19 protein-coding genes are annotated in these 18908 nt (G+C 44.9%); 15 read left to right on the top strand and 4 right to left on the bottom strand.

Annotated features, from left to right (window positions below):
- The 13 genes from BCT11_RS06670 to BCT11_RS06610 all read left to right on the top strand — a co-directional run.
- The coding region (locus tag BCT11_RS06670; protein WP_241908994.1) for a chemotaxis protein CheW at positions 1-921 on the top strand (921 nt) is incomplete at its 5' end.
- A 35-nt stretch (positions 922-956) separates the two neighbouring features.
- Positions 957-1451, top strand: coding sequence for a chemotaxis protein CheW (locus tag BCT11_RS06665; RefSeq protein ID WP_038864816.1), 495 nt, complete (start codon positions 957-959; stop codon positions 1449-1451).
- A 14-nt stretch (positions 1452-1465) separates the two neighbouring features.
- Complete coding sequence (locus tag BCT11_RS06660) at positions 1466-1957, top strand: DUF2802 domain-containing protein (protein WP_038882173.1); 492 nt, start codon at positions 1466-1468, stop codon at positions 1955-1957.
- Positions 1958-2156: 199 nt separating this feature from the next.
- Positions 2157-2774, top strand: a complete 618-nt coding sequence (ccmA, locus tag BCT11_RS06655) for a cytochrome c biogenesis heme-transporting ATPase CcmA (protein ID WP_038864813.1) — start codon at positions 2157-2159, stop codon at positions 2772-2774.
- A 1-nt stretch (position 2775) separates the two neighbouring features.
- Positions 2776-3444 (top strand): heme exporter protein CcmB, encoded by a 669-nt coding sequence (gene ccmB, locus BCT11_RS06650; protein WP_038864811.1) that lies wholly within the window; start codon positions 2776-2778, stop codon positions 3442-3444.
- A gap of 109 nt (positions 3445-3553) precedes the next feature.
- Positions 3554-4297, top strand: coding sequence for a heme ABC transporter permease (locus BCT11_RS06645; RefSeq protein ID WP_102387701.1), 744 nt, complete (start codon positions 3554-3556; stop codon positions 4295-4297).
- An 11-nt stretch (positions 4298-4308) separates the two neighbouring features.
- A complete protein-coding gene (gene ccmD, locus BCT11_RS06640; protein ID WP_038864808.1) occupies positions 4309-4515 on the top strand; it encodes a heme exporter protein CcmD in 207 nt (68 codons plus the stop codon).
- Complete coding sequence (ccmE, locus tag BCT11_RS06635) at positions 4512-4997, top strand: cytochrome c maturation protein CcmE (protein WP_038864807.1); 486 nt, start codon at positions 4512-4514, stop codon at positions 4995-4997. The genes ccmD and ccmE overlap by 4 nt, the downstream gene beginning before the upstream one ends.
- Positions 4994-6976: a heme lyase CcmF/NrfE family subunit gene (locus BCT11_RS06630; protein ID WP_038882174.1), complete on the top strand. Its 1983-nt coding sequence runs from the start codon at positions 4994-4996 to the stop codon at positions 6974-6976. Before ccmE ends, BCT11_RS06630 begins: the two co-directional genes overlap by 4 nt.
- A 1-nt stretch (position 6977) precedes the next feature.
- Positions 6978-7532 (top strand): DsbE family thiol:disulfide interchange protein, encoded by a 555-nt coding sequence (locus BCT11_RS06625; RefSeq protein WP_010449576.1) that lies wholly within the window; start codon positions 6978-6980, stop codon positions 7530-7532.
- Entirely contained in the window at positions 7529-8014 is a 486-nt protein-coding gene (locus BCT11_RS06620) for a cytochrome c-type biogenesis protein (RefSeq protein ID WP_038882176.1), read from the top strand. The genes BCT11_RS06625 and BCT11_RS06620 overlap by 4 nt, the downstream gene beginning before the upstream one ends.
- A complete protein-coding gene (gene ccmI / locus BCT11_RS06615) occupies positions 8014-9231 on the top strand; it encodes a c-type cytochrome biogenesis protein CcmI (protein WP_045405687.1) in 1218 nt (405 codons plus the stop codon). The genes BCT11_RS06620 and ccmI overlap by 1 nt, the downstream gene beginning before the upstream one ends.
- A 204-nt stretch (positions 9232-9435) precedes the next feature.
- Positions 9436-10215, top strand: a complete 780-nt coding sequence (locus tag BCT11_RS06610; RefSeq protein ID WP_038871377.1) for a VacJ family lipoprotein — start codon at positions 9436-9438, stop codon at positions 10213-10215.
- A gap of 90 nt (positions 10216-10305) precedes the next feature.
- Here BCT11_RS06610 and BCT11_RS06605 read toward each other — a convergent pair whose 3' ends face one another.
- The 4 genes from BCT11_RS06605 to BCT11_RS06590 form a co-directional block, all read right to left on the bottom strand.
- Complete coding sequence (locus BCT11_RS06605; RefSeq protein WP_038871374.1) at positions 10306-11595, bottom strand: outer membrane protein transport protein; 1290 nt, start codon at positions 11593-11595, stop codon at positions 10306-10308.
- A 309-nt stretch (positions 11596-11904) separates the two neighbouring features.
- On the bottom strand, positions 11905-13173 hold the full coding sequence (locus BCT11_RS06600; protein ID WP_042603322.1) for an outer membrane protein transport protein: 1269 nt from the start codon (positions 13171-13173) through the stop codon (positions 11905-11907).
- A 297-nt stretch (positions 13174-13470) separates the two neighbouring features.
- Entirely contained in the window at positions 13471-14205 is a 735-nt protein-coding gene (locus tag BCT11_RS06595) for a DUF3379 domain-containing protein (protein ID WP_102387699.1), read from the bottom strand.
- Complete coding sequence (locus BCT11_RS06590) at positions 14198-14791, bottom strand: sigma-70 family RNA polymerase sigma factor (RefSeq protein WP_042603324.1); 594 nt, start codon at positions 14789-14791, stop codon at positions 14198-14200. The genes BCT11_RS06595 and BCT11_RS06590 overlap by 8 nt, the downstream gene beginning before the upstream one ends.
- A gap of 612 nt (positions 14792-15403) precedes the next feature.
- On the opposite strand from BCT11_RS06590, the gene fadI reads away from it, so the two are divergent.
- Both fadI and fadJ read left to right on the top strand, forming a co-directional pair.
- Positions 15404-16711 carry an acetyl-CoA C-acyltransferase FadI gene (gene fadI, locus BCT11_RS06585; RefSeq protein WP_039974172.1) on the top strand — a complete coding sequence of 436 codons (1308 nt, stop codon included), beginning with the start codon at positions 15404-15406 and terminating at the stop codon, positions 16709-16711.
- Positions 16711-18825: a fatty acid oxidation complex subunit alpha FadJ gene (gene fadJ, locus BCT11_RS06580; protein WP_102387697.1), complete on the top strand. Its 2115-nt coding sequence runs from the start codon at positions 16711-16713 to the stop codon at positions 18823-18825. Before fadI ends, fadJ begins: the two co-directional genes overlap by 1 nt.
- Positions 18826-18908 lie beyond the last annotated feature (83 nt).

Raw genomic sequence — 18908 nt, 5'->3', positions numbered from 1 at the left:
CCAGAGCCAGAGCCAGAGCCAAAATTGCAACTGCATTACGCTGAACCCGAGTCTTACCAATACAGCGAAATGTATTCCCCAGCATTGGAAGCGCCCAATCTGGAGGATGTACAACGATTATTAAGCCAGCTTGAATCTACAAATGTCGTAGCAGAGTTGGATATCGATGACATTCTGGAACAAAACACCATTGATATAGCTGCAGAAGCAAAGTCAATCGTACAAGAACCAGTAATCGAAGTCGAAGCGGCGGTTGAAGCCGTGGAAGAAATCCAAGAGTGGGACATTGAAGAAGATTCAGTGTCTGCGATTGAGATTGAACAACCCGAACCAATCAGGGTTCAACCAGAAGTTGAAGTGGTTGAACCAATGTTTGATGCCGATGTGGAAATTGAACAACGCATCGAGACAGAAATAGAGCTGGAGACCGAAGCGGGAGCAAAGCTTCCTGATGCTTGGGAAAGCACACAACGTAGTGAAGACTTTCAAGTGTTGTACTTTGATGTAAACGACGTGACGTTCGCTGTACCGCTTGATGAGCTTGGTGGCATTCATCGCATCACAGAGCTCAATCACTTAATCGGTCGACCTGCTTGGTATTTGGGTTTACAAACCAGTCGCGAACAGCAATTTGATGTCGTAGACACGGCAAAGTGGGTGATGGCAGATAAGCTTCGTGATGAAGACTACAAAGAGAATTACCAATATGTCGTCATGCTTGGTGAAAGCATGTGGGGGTTGGCAAGTAACCAGTTAATGGGAACTGAAACACTCAATATCGACAAAGTCCGTTGGCGTGAACAAGCCGGCAAACGCCCTTGGTTAGCGGGTATGGTGAAAGAAAAAATGTGTGCTTTAATTCATGTCCAAGCACTTATAGACATGCTAAACGCCGGTTTAGATGTAAAATCACTGAATTAGATTTTGGTCGGGAACGACATTAACGAGGATTAACTATGTCTCAAGCTTTTGAAGTTGAAGTGAAGAAAGATACATCGAACGACGAAGTTCTTCAGTGGGTGACGTTCCAACTTGAAGAAGAAACTTATGGCATCAATGTGATGCAAGTTCGTGAAGTGCTTCGCTACACAGAAATCGCTCCAGTTCCGGGTGCGCCAGATTACGTACTAGGTATCATCAACCTGCGTGGTAACGTGGTTACCGTTATTGATACTCGCTCTCGTTTTGGCTTAATGGAAGGCGAAGTGACTGACAATACACGTATCATCGTGATTGAGTCTGAGCGCCAAGTTATCGGTATCCTAGTCGACAGCGTTGCTGAAGTGGTTTACCTACGTTCTTCTGAGATCGATACAACCCCATCTGTAGGTACTGACGAAAGCGCTAAGTTCATTCAAGGCGTAAGCAACCGTGATGGTAAACTGCTTATTCTTGTTGATTTGAACAAGCTACTAAGCGATGACGAATGGGATGAGATGGCTCACCTATAATTGGCTGATGAATCATGGCTGAAGAAACCTTCCTATCTTTGCCGCTATTTGCAGGCGGCTTGGCTTTTGTATTTCTGATTCTGCTTTTAATGCAGTTACGCGTGCGTGCTGGCTTACAAAAGCAAATGGATCAGCAGCGCGCTCATGCGCGAAATGCTGAGAAAGAAGTACAAAAGCTGAACAAACAACTGTTGGAAGTGCGTTCTGTGGTGGTTGGTTTAGGCCAAAAAGTCACTGAACAACAAGATGTAATTCAACATCTTAATGAACGCATTCGCGAACTAGAACACGCAGATACAGACGGAAGACTGTATAGTCGCGCTTCAAAAATGGTTCAACTTGGTGCTGATATCAACGAGTTGATTGAAGAGTGTGAATTGCCGAAAGCGGAAGCTGAATTAATGCTGTCTTTGCAGAAGAAACTTGCAGGGAAAGAGAAAATTCCACCACTAAGCAGTCAACCCTCTGATGACCCGACTTATCCACCTCGTGGAAGACGTCGATAAAAGATGAAAAAAGAAGCTTCGGCTTCTTTTTTTATTTTTAAAATAAAAACTTATAATCACTTATGGTTAATTTTATTAAAATGTGACTATAAGTTAACAAAAACTCACGAACTTACATACATCATCGCTTTCTTATCCTGTTTTGTCACAACTAAGCTGTGTTAATATAGCCGCTCATTCATTTTTTAGTTGAAGCCCTATGTTAGAAGTCTCTAACCTAACTGCGATCCGTGACGAAAGGGTCCTGTTTGAAAACCTGCAATTTGAAATTAAGCCTGGTGAGCTTGTCCAAATAGAAGGACGAAACGGCACAGGTAAAACGACATTGCTGCGAATCATTATCGGGTTAGGGGACAGAGAAGAGGGCATCATCAAATGGAAAGGCGAAATCACGGAAAAATCTCGTGACGTCTTTCATCAAGACTTGCTCTTCCTTGGGCATCAAACTGGCGTAAAACGCGAGTTGACGGCATTCGAAAACCTACGCTTTTATCAATCTATTCACAATAACCGTTCTTCTGATGACGAAATCTTTGCTGCATTGACTCAAGTTGGTCTTGCAGGTAGAGAAGATGTGCCTGTAGCACAACTTTCTGCCGGTCAGCAACGACGTGTTGCGCTTGCTCGATTGTGGTTGAGTAAACAAATTCTATGGATTTTAGATGAGCCGTTGACGGCAATTGATAAACAAGGTGTGAAGGTGCTTGAATCATTGTTTGCAAATCATGCTGATAATGGTGGCATCGTTATTCTGACTACACACCAAGATATGTTTGCAGATAGCTCTAAACTTAGAAAAATAAAATTGGGTGATTAGTATGATTTCGTCCATGACCACCATTATCCGCCGTGAGTTGTTGATTGCATTTCGTCGTCAGGCAGACATCCTGAACCCGCTGTGGTTCTTCATTATCGTGATCACACTTTTCCCTCTTAGCATCGGTCCAGAGCCTAATTTGTTAGCACGTATTGCAGCTGGCATCGTTTGGGTTGCTGCGTTGCTGTCTGCCTTATTATCATTAGAGCGTCTATTCCGTGATGATTTTCAAGACGGTGCGCTAGAGCAAATGATGCTGATGCCAATTCCGTTGCAACTTGTTGTGATTTCTAAGGTCATAGCACATTGGTTGTTAACTGGATTGCCGCTAATTCTAATTAGCCCATTATTGGCGATCCTGCTTTCTCTTGATTTCAATACTTGGTTGTCTGTGGTTTTGACACTCGCGATCGGAACTCCGACGCTAAGTTTTATCGGTGCCATTGGTGTGGCGCTGACAGTTGGGTTACAAAAGGGCGGCGTTCTTCTGAGTTTGCTTATTCTGCCGCTCTACATCCCAATTCTGATTTTCGCTACATCCGCGATTGATGCTGCAGCATTAGGTATCGCGTATAACGGACAACTGGCTATTTTAGGGGCCATGTTGATGGGGGCCGTCACCCTCACCCCGTTTGCTATCAGCGCGGCGCTAAGAGTTAGTGTTAACTAACTCAGTAAAGTGCGGATTAAGCGACGTTTGATCAAAGAATTATTATTAAAGCACTGCTACGGTCTCGACCCTCTAGACAGTGTCCCTGAAGTAAGAGTGAGAACTTAACATGTGGAAATGGCTACATCCTTATGCCAAGCCTGAAGCAGCTTATCACCTAAGTGGTAAGTTTCTCCCTTGGTTTTCTGTTTTGGCCCTCGTATGCCTGTCGGTTGGTACCGTATGGGGGCTTGCGTTCGCGCCTTCGGACTACCAGCAAGGCGACAGTTTCCGAATCATTTATATTCACGTGCCTTCAGCCATTTGGTCGATGGGTGTTTACATGTCGATGGCCATTGCCGCATTTATTGGTTTGGTTTGGCAGGTTCGCCTTTCAGAAATGGCCGCACTCGCCATGGCACCAATTGGTGCAGTGTTTACTTTTATCGCTTTGCTTACTGGCGCGGTGTGGGGAAAGCCAATGTGGGGCACTTGGTGGGTATGGGATGCACGCCTAACCTCAGAACTCATTCTTCTATTCCTATATCTTGGTGTTATTGCGCTGTACCACGCGTTTGACGATCAAAAAAACGCCGCAAAAGCCGCGGGTATTCTTGCGATTGTTGGCGTTGTTAACCTACCTATCATCCACTTTTCTGTGGAGTGGTGGAACACGCTACACCAAGGCGCAACCATTACGAAATTTGAAAAGCCATCCATTTCATCCAACATGCTTTGGCCGCTGTTGTTGAACATCTTTGGCTTTGCGTTCTTCTTTGGTGCAGTGACTATGGTGCGTTTCCGTAATGAAATCATCAGTAAAGAAAGTCACCGTCCTTGGGTCCGCAAACTCGCATCTGAAAAAACTCAGTGAGGTAATTAATCATGCATTTTGAATCTCTGAGCGAATTATTTGCCATGGGTGGCTACGCATCATACGTATGGAGCGCGTTTGGTATTACTTTCTTGTCTATGCTGATTCTTTTGATTTCAAGCGTCCGTCGTGGGGATGCGTTATTGAAAGAAGTTCAAGCAAAAATTGACCGCCAAGCGCGTATCGACGCGGCGAAGAATATGGAGAACACGTTATGAACCCGAGACGTAAAAAGAGGCTGGGCATTGTCCTCGCTATCTTTATCGGCATCAGTGCAACCATTGGTTTGATGTTGTATGCGCTTAACCAAAATATGGACCTTTTCTATACTCCAACAGAGTTAGTTAATGGTAAGCCTGATGGTACGAAACCGGAAGTCGGTCAACGCTTGCGTATCGGCGGTATGGTTGTTGTGGGTTCAGTTCGCCGCGACCAAGACTCTCTGAAAGTGCGTTTTGATCTACACGACGTGGGTCCAAAAGTGACGATCGTGTATGAAGGTATCCTTCCAGATTTGTTCCGTGAAGGTCAGGGTATCGTAGCTCAAGGCGTACTTAAAGATGCAACAACGGTTGAAGCGTTTGAAGTGCTAGCGAAGCACGACGAAGAGTACATGCCACCTGAAATTGCAGAAGCGATGAAGAAAACCCATGAGCCTTTGCAGTACACCACTGAACAAAAACAAGGAAGCGACCAATGATTGCTGAAATCGGTCACTTTGCCCTCATTTTATCGCTTGCGATGGCAGTACTGCTAAGCGTACTGCCGTTATGGGGCGCATCAAACAATAACACGATGCTGATGAATACAGCACGACCGCTATCTTGGTCGATGTTCATCATGCTATTTTTCTCATTCGTGATCTTATGTTGGGGTTTCTATACCAATGATTTCACGTTGCAATACGTGGCAAGTAACTCAAACAGCCTACTACCTTGGTACTACCGTCTAACGGCAGTTTGGGGCGCGCACGAAGGTTCACTGTTGCTTTGGGTGCTTATCCAAGCTGGTTGGACTGTGGCTGTAGCGACATTTAGCCGCGGTATGCCACAAGAATCGGTTGCACGTGTGCTTGCTGTGATGGGCATGATTTCAGTTGGTTTCTTGCTGTTCATCATTCTTACTTCAAACCCGTTCCTACGTACGTTGCCATTCTTCCCTGTTGATGGTCGTGACCTGAACCCACTTCTTCAAGATCCGGGTTTGATTGTTCACCCGCCAATGCTTTACATGGGCTATGTAGGCTTCTCGGTTGCGTTCTCGTTTGCGATTGCTTCTCTAATGACAGGCCGTCTTGATACGGCTTGGGCTCGTTGGTCTCGCCCTTGGACTACAGCTGCATGGGTTTTCCTAACACTAGGTATCGCACTAGGCTCTTGGTGGGCGTACTACGAACTTGGCTGGGGTGGCTGGTGGTTCTGGGATCCAGTAGAAAACGCATCATTCATGCCTTGGCTAGCGGGTACGGCTCTCATGCACTCTCTAGCGGTGACGGAAAAACGCGGTACGTTTAAAGCATGGACAGTATTACTGGCAATTTCTGCATTCTCATTAAGTTTGCTTGGTACCTTCTTGGTTCGTTCCGGTATTCTGGTGTCGGTACACGCATTCGCGTCTGACCCATCTCGCGGTATGTTTATCCTAGGTTTCCTCGTTTTCGTCATTGGTGGTTCACTCCTGTTATTTGCAGTGAAAGGGGCGGCGGTTCGGGTTCGCGGTAACTTTGATTTGGTTTCGCGTGAGAACGCGCTACTTGGGAACAACGTGCTTCTGATTGCTGCACTGGTCGTCGTACTAGTTGGTACATTGCTGCCATTAGTTCACAAACAAATTGGTCTTGGTTCAGTATCTATTGGTGCGCCATTCTTCGACATGCTGTTCGCATGGTTGATGATGCCGTTTGCCTTCCTGTTAGGTATTGGTCCTATGATTCGCTGGAAGCGCGATAATCTATCTAAGCTTATTAAGCCGATGATTGTTTCCGGTGTGCTTGCCTTCGCATTAGCGGCAGTGTGCGTGTTCCTGTTCGCAGACTTCTTCTCAGTGATGGCTTACATCGGTTGGGTAATGGCAATCTGGATCATTGCAATGCATTGCTTTGAATTGTACGAGCGTGCGACGCACCGTCACAGCTTTGGTGAAGGTGTTCGTAAATTGCAACGCAGCCACTGGGCAATGATGCTTGGTCACATTGGTTTAGCCGTTACTGTGATTGGTATTGCGATGGTGCAAAACTACAGCATCGAGCGTGACGTACGTTTGGCGCCTGGTGAGCACTTCAAGATTTACGGTTACGATTTCTACTTCTCAGGTCTACGTGACAAAGATGGTCCAAACTACGATGGTTACATCGCGGACTTCGAAATCACCAATGATGGTAAGTACGTGAACACGCTACACGCTGAAAAACGTTTCTACCGCACGGCGAAGTCGATGATGACTGAAGCGGCTATTGATCGCGGAATTACTCGTGATTTGTACATCGCGATGGGCGAGCGTCTAGACGACAACCGTTCGTGGGCAGTACGTATTTACTACAAACCATTCGTTCGTTGGATCTGGGCTGGTTCATTGATCATGTCTTTAGGTGGTGCGCTTGCTATCTCTGATAGACGTTACCGCTTCCGCAAGACGGCTAAGAAAGACGGAAAGTCAAAGCTAGCGGAAAAGGAAGCATAATATGAATAAGAAAGTCTTATTTATCCCGTTGGTCGCTTTTATGGTTTTGGCGGGTATCTTCGCGACTCAGTTGGTTCGTAACCAAGACGGCGACGATCCAACAAAATTGGAATCAGTACTGGTAGGTAAGCCAGTACCTGAGTTCCACCTAGAAGATTTAGCGGAACCGGGTAAGCAATACGACCAGTCGATCTTTAAAGGTGAGCCGCTGTTGCTTAACGTTTGGGCGACTTGGTGTCCAACTTGTTACGCTGAGCACAAATACTTAAACGAACTTGCAGGCAAAGGCGTGAAGATCATCGGTATGAACTACAAAGATGATCGTAATAAAGCGATTGGTTGGTTAAACGACCTTGGTAATCCATACCTAATCAGCTTGTTTGATGGAAGCGGTATGTTGGGCCTAGACCTTGGTGTTTACGGCGCTCCTGAAACGTTCATCATCGATGCCAATGGTGTGATTCGCTACCGTCATGTTGGCGATGTGAACCCTCGTAACTGGGCTGAGACCCTAGAGCCGCTTTATACCAAATTGGTTGAGGAGGCGAAGCAATGAAAAAGTTTATTCTAGCGGCGCTCGCTGCAATGACATTTTCGCTTGCAGCACACGCTGCAATCGAAGTGTATGAGTTTGATAACTTAGAGCAAGAACAACAGTTCAAAGAGCTCGGTCATACGCTTCGTTGCCCTAAATGTCAGAACAACACGATTTCTGACTCAAACGCAGAGCTTGCTCAAGACCTGCGTCACAAGGTTTATGAAATGACCAAAGACGGTAAGTCTAAAGATGAAATCGTTGACTACATGATTGCCCGTTACGGTAATTTTGTGACTTATAACCCTCCGTTTACCATGGCAACCGCGATTCTTTGGCTTGGTCCATTTGCTGTTGTTTTAGGTGGCTTTGGTTTGATCGTGCTTCGCAGCCGTAAAGCCAAAGTAAAAACTGTTCAAGATAGCGATGAAAATTGGGATGAGAACAAAGAAGCTCGTCTTAAAGCGCTACTTGATGAAGAGAACAACGGAGATAAGAAGTAATGACACTATTTTGGATTTCTACCGTTGTTTTAACGCTGATTGCTTGCGTGTTGGTCGCTTTGCCTCTGCTAAAGCAAAAAGCAAACAACGATGAAGTATTACGTGACGAGCTAAACAAAGCGTTCTATAAAGACCGACTTTCTGAGCTTGAAGAAGAAACCGATGAAGGCTTGGTCGAGAGCCAAGACGAGTTGATTTCTGATTTGAAACAGTCGCTACTGGATGACATCCCAAGTGAAAAAACACAAGGCGAAACCAAAGTTTCTCCAATGGCGGTATTGATTCCTTCGGTTATTTTAACAGTGGTATTGAGTTACGGTCTTTACTACAAGTTTGGTGCCTCTCAGGACGTTGTTAAGTGGCAGGAAGTCACGTCAAACCTACCTGAACTTTCGAAGAAGTTGATGTCAGCATCGTCTGAGCCTTTAAGCGAAGATGAAATGGATGACTTATCATTAGCACTTCGTACGCGTCTGCATTACCAACCAGATGATTCAACAGGTTGGCTGCTTCTTGGTCGTATCGCTCTGGCTAATCGTGATGTCACAACCTCGATTGATGCAATGGAGAAAGCGTACAAGCTGGAGCCGAAAGATCCTGATGTACAACTCGGTTACGCTCAAGCTCTAATGCTGTCTCAAGACGAGATGGATCAAGCGACAGCACGTTCTCTGCTTGGCAAGCTAATGCAGCAAGACTATGTCGACCTACGTGTATTCTCGCTGTTGGCATTCGATGCGTTTGAGCGCCAAGATTTCCCTGCAGCGATTAAATACTGGGGCATCATGCAGCAGATGATTGGTCCAGAGGATAGCCGTTACGAAATGCTAGGTCGCAGTATCGAAAGTGCGCGTAAGCAAATGGGTGAGGCGGTGTCTCCAGATAAAAGCGTGGCAGTGACGATTAACGTTGCTCCAGAAGCTCAATTGGACCCAAATGCAGTATTGATCGTATCTATTCACCGCGCAGACGGCTCCCCAATGCCAGTTGCAGCAGCGCGCTATCCACTAGGGACTTTCCCTCGTACCGTGGTTTTAGACGACGGTAATGCGATGATGGAAGGGCAGAAGCTGTCGTCGTTAGAGAAACTGATGGTACGTGTTCGTATCGACTCTGACGGTAACGTAGCGACTCGTGACCATGATTGGCACGGCGAAAGTGACGCGGTTGAATTTGGTCAACCAGTGGATGTGATGATTGATAAGCAGTATCAATAAATCTATCCTGTCTCTGATAGTGGACACTTTGTGATTGTCCTATCGCTTTTGTGGTATGACTACCAACTATCGAGTAGAATGATGAAGGCCAGCGCTTGCTGGCCTTTCTTTATTTATATAACCAAGTGACTTTTTAAGAGCAGTATCGCGTACATCAATCTTTAAGGTTGCTTAGGTATATTAATCGTCGTTATGGAACGCAGAATGTATAACAAGGGTAAATCCACCTTCTTGTTGTTGTTTGCAGTTGGAATGGTTGGCTGTTCGACTGCGCCTGAAGAGGCGGCAACAGAAGAAAACGAAACGAATCAAACGACTTCTGGTGTTTATGATCCGTTAGAAGGCTTCAACCGCGCGATGTGGGAAATCAACTACGATTACCTTGATCCGTATTTGGTTCGTCCTATCTCTCTTGCGTATGTGGACTACACGCCAGTCCCAGTTCGCTCAGGTATCGCAAACTTTTTGGCGAACTTAGATGAGCCAGCAAGCGTGGTTAATAATTTGGTGATGGGAAACGGCACTAAAGCGGTCGATCACTTTAACCGATTCTGGATTAACTCGACTTTTGGTGTACTTGGCTTGTTCGATATCGCGACAGCGGCGGGTATTACCAAATACGATAACAAAGAGTTCAGTAGTGTGGTGGGTCATTATGGAGTAGGAAATGGTCCTTACTTCATGGTACCTGGCTACGGCCCATATACGTTGCGCGAAGTAACAGATACGGTAGATGGTATGTATTTGCCGCTTTCTTACCTTAACTTCTGGGCTGGTCTTGGTAAGTGGGCATTGGAAGGTATGGAAAAGCGTGCACTGATTGTTCCACAAGAAGCGCAGTTAGAAGCCTCTCCAGATCCATACGTATTAACGCGTGATATTTATCTTCAGCGTCAAGATTTCAAAGCAGAAATCAACAATACGGATGAAGTGAATGAGGATGAAGAAGCGTACTTGGACGAGTACTTAGAAGAAGACTTCTAAACGTTTTCAACAGACAAACAAAAAGGCTTGGTGAAAACCAAGCCTTTCTTTTTATCGGTAACTTTCTTTTATCGATAAATAGCGTTTAGATTAGAACTTGTAGTTCGCTTGAACACCGATTAGCCAAACGTTGCCCGTTACTTCACCTTCAAATGCACCACCGAAAACGGCTGCTTCGTTATCAGATGCATCACGAGGTTCGCTGATTGGCGCATCTTTCGCAAAGATGTAAGTAAAGCCAGCGTCTAGAGTTAGGTTTTTAGACCATTCATAGCCTGCACCAACACTTAGCCATAGACGGTCAGTCTCTGGAATTGTTGTTGTACGGTACTTGTCATCAACTGCAGACATGTCGTAAGCAACGCCTGAGCGCAATGTCCATTTTTGGTCAAGCTTGTAAGTCGTACCTACAGCAAAGCGGTAGTTATCTTCCCAGTTTTCCGATTTGATTAGATCAGATGAATCAGGGAAATCTGCCACTAGCTCTTTAAAGCTGCTCCAATCTGTCCAGTTAATGCTTGCGTGTACTGCTAACTGGTCATTTAGTTGGTGGAAGCTCGCTAGTTCAGCTGTCGCTGGCAAGGTAAGGTCCATTGAACCTGCTTTTTTCGCGTTAGGGTTCACTGGGTTGAACGCAAGACCATTCGCGTGACCTTCTAGGGTCAGATCTACCGCTGATTTATATGCGAAACCGATACGGTTGTTATCATTGATCTGCCATGCAGTACCCACTTGCCAACCCCAAGCGGTGTCATCACCTTCCATGTATTTAAGTGTTTGACCCGGTAAAGTCGGTTTCACTAAACCCATCTGAGGTGGCATTACCGCGCCAATGCTACCATCTGCGATGATGTAACGGATACCACCACCAATGCTTACCGCTTCATTTAGTTTGTAAGCCGCGTTCAGGTTCGCTTCCATCGACGTTACGCTAGCTTGGTTACCAAAGTTTGCTGCAGCAAAATCTTTACCTAGGTCCGTTTCCATACCGTAGTTAGTGCCAAATGCTAGACCAATAGCAAACTTGTCGTTGTACTGGTGAGATAGGTAGAAGTTAGGGATAACAGCATCGTGTGCAAAGTCATGTGAACTTGCTTTATTAGAACCATTTACAAATGTCGATGTGCCATCAACATCAATATTAGGGTTTACATAAATAGCGCCAACAGACACTTGTGTGCCTTCTAGGTACGTTAGCATTGCTGGGTTACGCCACTGTGCACCTGCGTTATCAGCCATCGCTGCTTCACCAGCGTATGCACGACCTAGGCCAGTCGCAGAGTATTCTGCAAGTTGGAAACCTGCTGCGTTTGCAACGCCTGAAGTGCTTAATAGGCCGAATGCCACTGCTGCTGAAAGGAGAGTCTTGTTGGTTTTCATTGTAATGTTCGCTGAGTTATTTATAACGTGGGACGAAAGTTTACGTCTAGAGTTATTACTTTAAAAATGAAAATCCAATAAAACAGTGTTTTCAGGTTAATTATCTATTGGTAGTTAAATATGCAGTTAATTTATCTAACTGTAAAGGCGTTGTGAAGAAGTTTCAGCGAACAACTGTGAGTTCTAATAACCGCATTTAGTTACACGTGTGCGCTCAGATTAGGTGAGGGGTAAATGATAGATAAGAAAAAAGGCTGGAATTCCAGCCTTTTATATAGAGAGTGTTTATATTAGCTTCATGCGTAATGCTTAGAAGCTGCGGCTGTATTGTAAGCCGAATAGAATCGCATCTGCATGTGTTGTTGCTGCAAGCGATGAAATATTTTCTGGTCCAGCCGAAGGGTATGTTGGGTTTGGCGTTGACTCATTAACTTTCACATCTTTACCCATTAAGTAGGTAAAGCCAAAGTCTACATTTGACTTACTATCGATATGGTAAGTGAAGCCTGCTGAGAACCATTGACGATCAGAATCAGGAACCGACACTGAAGTCAGTGAGTCTTGAGCACTGGTGTCATACATGTAACCTGTACGCAGTGTCCAATCGTTGTTTAAGTAGTACGTACCACCGATAGAGTAGTGCCAACCATCTTGCCATTGGTAGTCTTTATCGTAGCTTGAACCAAGAGGCGAGCCTTTTAAGTTACGGAACTCAATTTGATCGAATGCACCCCAGCCAATGTACTGGATAGAGTAGTGCACGGCGAACTTAGTGTCGGTGATTTTGTGGTAACCCGAGAACTCAGCCATATCTGGTAAAGGAAGAGTAATTTTCTGGCCATTGTCATCTTCGGCTTCCATTTCTGGGCTGTAACGGTACGAAAGGCCAAATCGGTTGTTTTCGTTTAACTCGTAAACTGTACCTACGTTAAAGCCTACTGCCCAACCATCTGCTTCATCAACGTCTACAAGGGTACCAAGCATCCCATGTTCACGTTTCATCGTACCTTGACCGTAAATTAGGTCTAGGCCTGCACCGAAGCTCCATTGGTCGTTTAGACGGTAAGAACCTGCAACGCCGAAGTTTGCACTTTTAACGTCAGTAAGACCACCGTATTCTTTTGCAACGAAGCTATCACCAAACTCTGTTTTAGTACCGAAGTTTGAGTATGCGTTTACACCCCATGCAAACTTGTCGTTAACTGGCACGATAAGGTGGATATTTGGTGCAATAGAAGTGTCGCCAGCGTCGTCATAGTTAGAATCTGTTGGCTTGATAAAGCCATTTGTTGCTTGGCATTGAATACCACAATACTTTGCATCTTTAACTTCAATCATCGAAGTAATGCTTTCAAAACCAAGCGACAGTTCCATTTTATCAAATAGAGCCATTGCTGCTGGGTTACGAGCCATTACAGATGCGTTGTCTGCAATTACTGCATCACCTGCGAATGCACGACCGATACCAGTCGCTGATTGTGCGTTTAGCTGGAAACCAGCTGCCATTGCTTGACCAGATGCCATTGCAACCGTCACTGCTAGGAGAGTCTTTTTAAACAGACGCGTATTCTGAGTCATTTTTTATTCCTTATGGGTTTCGTCTCTTTGGACGATAAGTTGAGCATTTGCTCAGTGGCGCAGATAGTAGTATTAAGAGTGGACCATACAAATCCGACCATTGGATAAATTTGAATAAAAATTGCAGAAATGATGTCTAAATGTCGGGAAATTGCATCTAAAGTGCATAATTTAGAGTTTTGACTCTAAACTTGATTGGTGGGGTGAATGTTTTTATTGGTATCTATAAGAAAAAGCCGCTAAATTTCGAGATTTAGCGGCTTTTCACGTTTTATCGATGCGGTATTAAGGAACTTGTTACATAGGTTCCATCATCGGAGCAAGCTTAGCTGCGATAGCATCGATATCTTCGCCATTGCTACCAACAAGAATCATACTGGCTTTGCCCACCGGTTTCACAACACCACTCATACCATCTTTATCAAAGTCGACTTTCTGGTCACTCTTCACATCAGTCACAAACATGGTGACTCTGCCTTCTTTACCTTGGAAGACGACATGAAGCGCATTGTTCGACTCACCAAAACCACAATGGTTTAGGTAGTAAACGTGATATGGAAAATCACCGTTTATTTGGTAATGGAAAGGCATCATTTTCGCGTTGACTTGTTTATTCGAAACATCTTCATCGATGTTACGGACAAATGGTTCTTCTGCCACTACGTGTTTCATTGCGGTGTCTGCCAGACTTGCTTGCGCTGGAGAAACAATAACGTTACCCCAGTTAATCTGACCTACAAGTAAACCAGCAGTAAATGCAACGGATGCCGCCAAAGCCATCGCTTTACGTGCGAAATTAGGTCTGACTATCTTTTCATCTTCTAATGCATTTGATGTTTGGTTAAACAAAATTTTGTCGGCGAGATCTTCTGGCACATCCACATTCATGGCTTGCTTAATCTTTAGATCGAGGTCCAAAACGTCTTCAACAAACTTACTGTTAGCGTCCTTCTCAGCTAAAGCTTGCAGAATCTCTTCATCCTTCTGTTTTGGATCCGACAAAATACGACGACGAAATTCTAAATCATCCATTTTTTTGTCCTCTCTGAGTATCTTGAGAATCCAACATCTCTTTTAGTTGATTGCGGGCGCGGAAAAGGCGCGTCATTACCGTATTTTTGTTCAGTTCCAAAATGTTACCGATTTCTTCTCCGCTGAAACCGCCTACAACTTGGAGGAACAAAGGTTCACGATATTCGACATCAAGCTTCATTATTTGAGCTTGTAGCCATTCCTGCTGATGATGTGGGTCATCGCTGACTTTAGCATCATTGCCATAGTCATCGATATCAACCAAATCAAATTGTTTGCGTTCGAAGCGGCGCGCATTTTCTCGTCTCAGAATGGTAATAAGCCAAGATTTCGCAGCCTTTTCATCTTGAAGGCTATCGAGAGACTTCCACGCACGCAGACAGGTTTCTTGAACCAAATCTTCTGCAACCGCCTTTTCCTTGCATAACCAGTATGCGTAGCGATATAAGTCTCTGTGATAGCCCCGAACAAGAGCTTCGTATTTTCTTTGTCTGTCCATATCAGAGTTGACCGGACTGTCGGAATTTTTCTTTCCAAACATTTTAAATATTGCCACAGGAGCCTCCGTCTTGCTCTGTGAGGTCATATATACCGCTTATATTTATAATCGATCCGACTACACTTTTTGTAGTTTAGCAGCAGCACAATATACGTCTTCAACGATCAAGCACTTATTTGAAGTGATGATAATTTATTTTTTATTGTTGTCAGTGAGGCGTTTTACCTCATTTGGTTGGCTACTTGGTCAGTCTTCAAATCCTATTCCTGCAAGAAACCATAAAATCACCATAAAAATTGATCTATTTCAAAATCTCATACAGTGAAGGGGCTATAGTACATCTTGTCATCTAGTTAGTCATTGCGACTAACATGTTGAGCAAGATGACACTTCCTTTTGAAGGCTGACTTTACTTTCTCCTAATCAGGAAACTGATTAATTTTACAATTGGCGTATGTTAATTGTTTTATAGATATTCCGACCACACAATATTGTGTGGTTTTTTTTTGCTTCAATTTTACCCACAGCACACTTCTTCTCTTTTTAAGTCACTATAGTTAAGCAATCTTAATCGCATAAGAATCAATGAACTAGAGTAATAGATCTACTCGCTTCACGTTTATTTAAACGCACGTTTGATAAATTTAACAAGTTGATTACAATGCATGAGGTCAGACCTCTTGTATTTAAGGAGAAACAATGGGCAAGCAGGAAGTAAAAACACGCCATGGTGAACGTGTTGCTATTGTCGCAGGGCTCCGAACTCCCTTTGCTCGTCAAAGCACTGAGTTCAGCCAGGTGCCAGCGGTCGATTTAGGTAAAATGGTAGTGAGCGAAATGCTTGCTCGCACAGATATCGACCCTAAGTTAATTGAACAAGTGGTATTTGGACAAGTGGTTCAAATGCCAGAAGCACCAAACATCGCACGAGAAATCGTATTGGGGACGGGTATGCACATTCATACCGACGCTTACAGTGTGACTCGCGCATGTGCGACCAGCTTCCAAGCTGCTGTCAATGTTGCCGAAAGTATTATGGCTGGCAGCATTGATGTGGGGATTGCTGGTGGTGCGGACTCTTCTTCTGTGTTGCCTATTGGTGTATCAAAAACGTTGGCTGCTAATTTACTGGCGCTCAGCAAAACTAAAACGCTGGGTCAAAAGCTCAACATTCTTAAGAAACTCAGCTTCAAAGATTTAATGCCAGTGCCGCCGGCAGTGGCTGAGTACTCGACGGGTCTTTCCATGGGTCAAACTGCTGAGCAAATGGCGAAATCACACGGCATTACTCGTGCAGAGCAAGATGCGTTGGCGCACCGTTCTCATTCTCTAGCTTCGCAAGCTTGGAAAGACGGCAAAATCCAAGACGAAGTGATGACTGCTTTCCCAGAACCTTACAAAAAATGGATCTCAGAAGATAACAACATTCGTCATGATTCGACATTAGAAGGTTACGCAAAATTGCGTCCGGCTTTTGACCGCCAATACGGTAGTGTAACAGCCGCAAACAGTACGCCATTAACCGATGGTGGTGCCGCTGTGATGCTAATGCGTGAAGGTAAAGCGAAAGAGCTTGGGATGGAAATTCTTGGCTACATTCGCGGTTATGCATTCTCGGCTATTGGCGTCGAAATGGATATGTTGATGGGGCCAACTTACGCGACATCGAAAGTATTAGAAAATACCGGATTGGAACTTTCAGACCTCACGCTTATTGATATGCATGAAGCGTTTGCTGCTCAAGCACTTGCAAATGTGAAGATGTTTGCTTCTGATAAATTTGCCCAAGAGAACCTAGGTCGCTCGAAAGCGATTGGCGAGATCGACATGGACAAATTCAATGTCCTTGGCGGTTCAATTGCTTACGGTCACCCATTTGCTGCGACTGGCGCTCGTATGATGACACAAACGTTACGTGAGCTGAAACGTCGTGGTGGTGGTCTTGCGTTGAATACTGCGTGTGCCGCAGGTGGTCTTGGTGCAGCAATGATTTTGGAGGTTGAGTAATGAGCGAGCAAAAAGCATTTAGTCTAAAGATTGATGAGCAGAACATTGCTTGGCTAGCCATCGATGTGCCAAACGAGAAAATGAACACGTTGCAAGCGGCGTTTGCAGATGAGATGAAAGAGATTTTCGCTCAACTGAAAGACACCAACGGCGTAAAAGGGATGATCATCCATTCCTTAAAACCAGATAACTTTGTTGCGGGTGCCGATGTACGCATGCTCGAAGCGTGCACGACGGCAAGTGAAGCTGAAGCCTTAGCCAAGCAAGGCCAAGACTTGTTCCAGCAGTTGTCTGAGCTGCCTTATCCGGTTGTCGCAGCGATTCATGGTCCATGTCTGGGTGGCGGTTTAGAGCTTGCTCTCGCGTGTGACTACCGAGTGTGTACTGATTCCGATAAAACGCGTCTTGGTTTGCCTGAAGTGCAACTTGGTTTGCTGCCTGGTTCTGGTGGTACTCAACGTCTTCCACGTTTAATTGGTCTGTTGCCCTCGTTAGATTTAATCCTTACAGGTAAACAACTGCGTGCGAAGAAAGCGAAAAAATTGGGTGTGGTTGACGCATGTGTGCCAGAGACAGTCTTGCTTGATGTCGCGAAGATGCATGTCGAAAAAGGCAAGAAGAAAGGCAAACAAAAGCAATCGACCAAAGAGAAATTGATGTCGGGCAGCGGCTTGGGTCGTAAGTTTGTGTTTGAGCAAGCAGCGAAAAAAACTAATGAAAAAACGCGTGGTAACTACCCTGCAACCGTGGCTATCCTGGAAGTTATTCAACACGGTCTTGAGAAAGGTTTTGCTCAAGGCCAAGAACTTGAAGCAAAGCGCTTTAGCGAATTGGTGATGAGCTCTGAATCAAAAGCATTACGCTCTATTTTCTTTGCTACCACTGAAATGAAGAAAGAGAATGGTACAGAGGCTGAGCCCGCATCGGTCGGTCGAGTTGGTGTACTTGGTGGTGGTTTGATGGGGGCGGGTATTAGCCACGTTTCCGTCGCCAAAGCAAAAGTGCCAGTGCGTATTAAAGATGTTAGTAACGACGGTGTGCTTAACGCATTGAACTACAACTACAAGTTGTTTGATAAGCAACGTAAGCGCCGTATTATCTCGAAAGCGGGTCTGCAAGCGAAGATGCTGCAACTGTCTGGCGGTATTGACTTTACAAGCTTCAACCATATTGATGTAGTAATTGAAGCGGTGTTTGAAGATCTTGACCTTAAACAGACGATGGTTGCGGATATTGAAGCGAATGCGAAACTAGACACTATTTTTGCGACCAATACGTCTTCTTTGCCGATTCACAAAATTGCGGAAAAAGCAGAGCGTCCAGAAAACATCGTCGGTTTACACTATTTCAGCCCGGTAGAGAAAATGCCGCTGGTGGAAGTGATTCCTCACGAGACGACGTCGGATGAAACCATTTCTACCGTGGTTGCGCTTGCGAAGAAACAAGGTAAAACGCCAATCGTTGTGAAAGATAAAGCAGGCTTTTACGTAAACCGTATTCTTGCACCTTACATGAATGAAGCCGCACATATCTTGTTGGCAAATGAGCCAATCGAACAACTGGACAATGCACTACTCGATTTTGGTTTCCCGGTTGGCCCAATTACTTTGCTTGATGAAGTTGGTGTCGATATTGGCGCGAAGATCATGCCAATCTTGGTTAACGAATTGGGCGAGCGATTTAAAGGTCCAGACGTATTCGAAACACTACTGAACGACGGTCGTAAAGGTCGTAAGAGTGGTAAAGGTTTCTATACCTATAAAGGTAAGAAGAAGGAAGTTGATAGGTCAGTGTACAAACTGCTGAACTTAACGCCTGAATCAAAACTGAGCGACAACGACATTGCATTGCGTTGTGTACTGCCAATGCTAAACGAAGCGGTTCGCTGTTTAGACGACGGTATTATCCGGTCTCCACGCGATGGTGATATCGGTGCGATCTTTGGTATTGGTTTCCCACCATTCCTAGGTGGTCCATTCCGTTACATGGATCAATTTGGTTTGAAAGAACTGGTTGAGAAAATGAACGAGTTTGCATCGAAATATGGTGATCGTTATGCGCCATGCGATGGGCTGTTGACTCGTGCTGGTGAAAATCGCAATTTCTACGCTTGATTGCTACCGTGTCTAGTCCTAAAATAGGTTGACGCTTTTTTATGAAGCCAGTAGGTAATCCTTGCTGGCTTTTTCATGCACTT

The organism is Vibrio sp. 10N.222.52.B12 (assembly GCF_002875385.1).
GTDB classification, from domain to species: domain Bacteria; phylum Pseudomonadota; class Gammaproteobacteria; order Enterobacterales; family Vibrionaceae; genus Vibrio; species Vibrio jasicida.
Note: the sequence above shows the minus strand (reverse complement) of the source record. Positions and strands in the feature narration are given on the sequence as shown.

What these genes read in the sequence shown, in the direction of transcription:
- BCT11_RS06665 (WP_038864816.1), top strand. Translation starts at nt 957, where the DNA reads ATGTCTCAAGCTTTTGAAGTTGAAGTGAAGAAAGATACATCGAACGAC.
- BCT11_RS06660 (WP_038882173.1), top strand. Translation starts at nt 1,466, where the DNA reads ATGGCTGAAGAAACCTTCCTATCTTTGCCGCTATTTGCAGGCGGCTTG.
- ccmA (WP_038864813.1), top strand. Translation starts at nt 2,157, where the DNA reads ATGTTAGAAGTCTCTAACCTAACTGCGATCCGTGACGAAAGGGTCCTG.
- ccmB (WP_038864811.1), top strand. Translation starts at nt 2,776, where the DNA reads ATGATTTCGTCCATGACCACCATTATCCGCCGTGAGTTGTTGATTGCA.
- BCT11_RS06645 (WP_102387701.1), top strand. Translation starts at nt 3,554, where the DNA reads ATGTGGAAATGGCTACATCCTTATGCCAAGCCTGAAGCAGCTTATCAC.
- ccmD (WP_038864808.1), top strand. Translation starts at nt 4,309, where the DNA reads ATGCATTTTGAATCTCTGAGCGAATTATTTGCCATGGGTGGCTACGCA.
- ccmE (WP_038864807.1), top strand. Translation starts at nt 4,512, where the DNA reads ATGAACCCGAGACGTAAAAAGAGGCTGGGCATTGTCCTCGCTATCTTT.
- BCT11_RS06630 (WP_038882174.1), top strand. Translation starts at nt 4,994, where the DNA reads ATGATTGCTGAAATCGGTCACTTTGCCCTCATTTTATCGCTTGCGATG.
- BCT11_RS06625 (WP_010449576.1), top strand. Translation starts at nt 6,978, where the DNA reads ATGAATAAGAAAGTCTTATTTATCCCGTTGGTCGCTTTTATGGTTTTG.
- BCT11_RS06620 (WP_038882176.1), top strand. Translation starts at nt 7,529, where the DNA reads ATGAAAAAGTTTATTCTAGCGGCGCTCGCTGCAATGACATTTTCGCTT.
- ccmI (WP_045405687.1), top strand. Translation starts at nt 8,014, where the DNA reads ATGACACTATTTTGGATTTCTACCGTTGTTTTAACGCTGATTGCTTGC.
- BCT11_RS06610 (WP_038871377.1), top strand. Translation starts at nt 9,436, where the DNA reads ATGTATAACAAGGGTAAATCCACCTTCTTGTTGTTGTTTGCAGTTGGA.
- BCT11_RS06605 (WP_038871374.1), bottom strand. Translation starts at nt 11,595, where the DNA reads ATGAAAACCAACAAGACTCTCCTTTCAGCAGCAGTGGCATTCGGCCTA.
- BCT11_RS06600 (WP_042603322.1), bottom strand. Translation starts at nt 13,173, where the DNA reads ATGACTCAGAATACGCGTCTGTTTAAAAAGACTCTCCTAGCAGTGACG.
- BCT11_RS06595 (WP_102387699.1), bottom strand. Translation starts at nt 14,205, where the DNA reads ATGGATGATTTAGAATTTCGTCGTCGTATTTTGTCGGATCCAAAACAG.
- BCT11_RS06590 (WP_042603324.1), bottom strand. Translation starts at nt 14,791, where the DNA reads ATGACCTCACAGAGCAAGACGGAGGCTCCTGTGGCAATATTTAAAATG.
- fadI (WP_039974172.1), top strand. Translation starts at nt 15,404, where the DNA reads ATGGGCAAGCAGGAAGTAAAAACACGCCATGGTGAACGTGTTGCTATT.
- fadJ (WP_102387697.1), top strand. Translation starts at nt 16,711, where the DNA reads ATGAGCGAGCAAAAAGCATTTAGTCTAAAGATTGATGAGCAGAACATT.